This is a genomic window from Streptomyces sp. MnatMP-M17, from assembly GCF_900091995.1.
GTDB lineage: Bacteria > Actinomycetota > Actinomycetes > Streptomycetales > Streptomycetaceae > Streptomyces.
The window spans coordinates 1-1518 of record NZ_FMDK01001119.1 but is presented as its reverse complement, the minus strand read 5'-3'; the positions used below and the strand labels follow the sequence as shown (position 1 = coordinate 1518).

The following is a 1518-nucleotide window of genomic DNA, read 5'->3' as shown; positions in this document are numbered from 1 at the left end:
CGCGAGTACGAGGATCCCGCCGACCGGCGCTTCCACGCCCAGCCGGTCGCCTGTCACGCCTGCGGCCCACGGCTCTCGCTGATCACGGGAGGGCCCGGCTCGGCCGCCGCGCCCCGGCTGTTCGGCGAGGAGGCGCTGGCCAGGGCCCGCCGGCTGCTGGCCGCGGGAGCGGTCGTCGCGGTGAAGGGACTCGGCGGCTATCACCTCGCCTGTGACGCCTCGGACGCCACCGCCGTACGGCTGCTGCGCGCCCGTAAGAACCGGGGCGGCAAGCCGTTCGCCGTGATGGCCCGTTCGCTGGAGACGGCCGAGCGGCTCGCGTGCGTCGGTCCGGCCGAACGCGCGCTGCTGACCGGCCGGCGCCGGCCCGTCGTACTGCTGCGGCGCCGTGAGGGCGGTGGCTCTCTGGTGGCGGACGGTGTTGCGCCCGGCAGTCCCGATCTCGGTGTGCTGCTGCCGTACACGCCGCTGCACCATCTGCTGCTGGGCCTGCCCGGCGATCCGGCGGGCCCGTCCGTCCTGGTGATGACCAGTGGCAACCGGTCGGGCGAGCCCATCGTGACCGATGACAAGGACGCCCTGACCAGGCTCGGCGCGCTCGCGGACGCCTGGCTCACCCACGACCGGCCGGTGCATGTGCCGTGCGACGACTCGGTGGTAAGGATCTGCGCGGGCCAGGAGCTGCCCGTACGCCGCTCCCGCGGCTATGCGCCGCTGCCGATCGCGCTGCCCGTGCCCGTGGAGCCGGCGCTCGCCGTCGGCGGAGATCTGAAGAACACCTTCTGTGTCGCGGAGGGCGGTTACGCCTGGCTGTCCGCCCATGTCGGCGACATGGACGACCTCGCCACGCTCACCGCCTTCGAGGCGGCCGTCGGCCATCTGACGGAGCTGACCTCGGTGGCGCCCGAAGTCCTGATCGCGGACCGGCATCCGGGCTACCGCTCGGGACAGTGGGCCGAGCGGCACGCCCGGGGCCGTCCGGTCCGCCGCGTACAGCACCACCACGCGCACGTCGCCGCCACGATGGCCGAGCACGGTCTGGACGGTTCGGCGCCGGTGATCGGGGTGGCCTTCGACGGTACGGGGTACGGGGACGACGGCGCGGTGTGGGGCGGCGAGGTGCTGCTCGCGGACTACGACGGCTTCCGGCGCTTCGGCCGGCTGTCGTACGTACCGCTGCCGGGCGGCGACGCCGCCGTACGGAATCCGTACCGTATGGCGCTCTCCCATCTGCGGGCGGCGGGCGTGCGCTGGTCCGAGGCGCTGCCGTGCGTCGCCGCGTGCGCTCCCGGTGAACGGCGGCTGCTGGAGCGGCTGCTGGACCGGAGCGTCGTCTGTGTGCCGACGTCCAGCATGGGACGGCTCTTCGACGCCATCGCCTCGCTCGCCGGGCTCTGCCACCGCGTGGAGTACGAGGCCCAGGCGGCGATGGCGCTGGAGAGCGCGGCGGTGGCGGCCGGCGGCCCGGCCGACGGCTACCGGTTCGCGCTGCTCCCGGGCCGTCCGGCCGACGGCGCC

General features: G+C 74.7%; 1 protein-coding gene. It reads left to right on the top strand.

From position 1 onward, the window contains the following. Positions 1-1518, top strand: a 1518-nt coding sequence (gene hypF / locus GA0115259_RS36770; protein ID WP_107469405.1) for a carbamoyltransferase HypF, incomplete at both ends; no start/stop codon positions are given.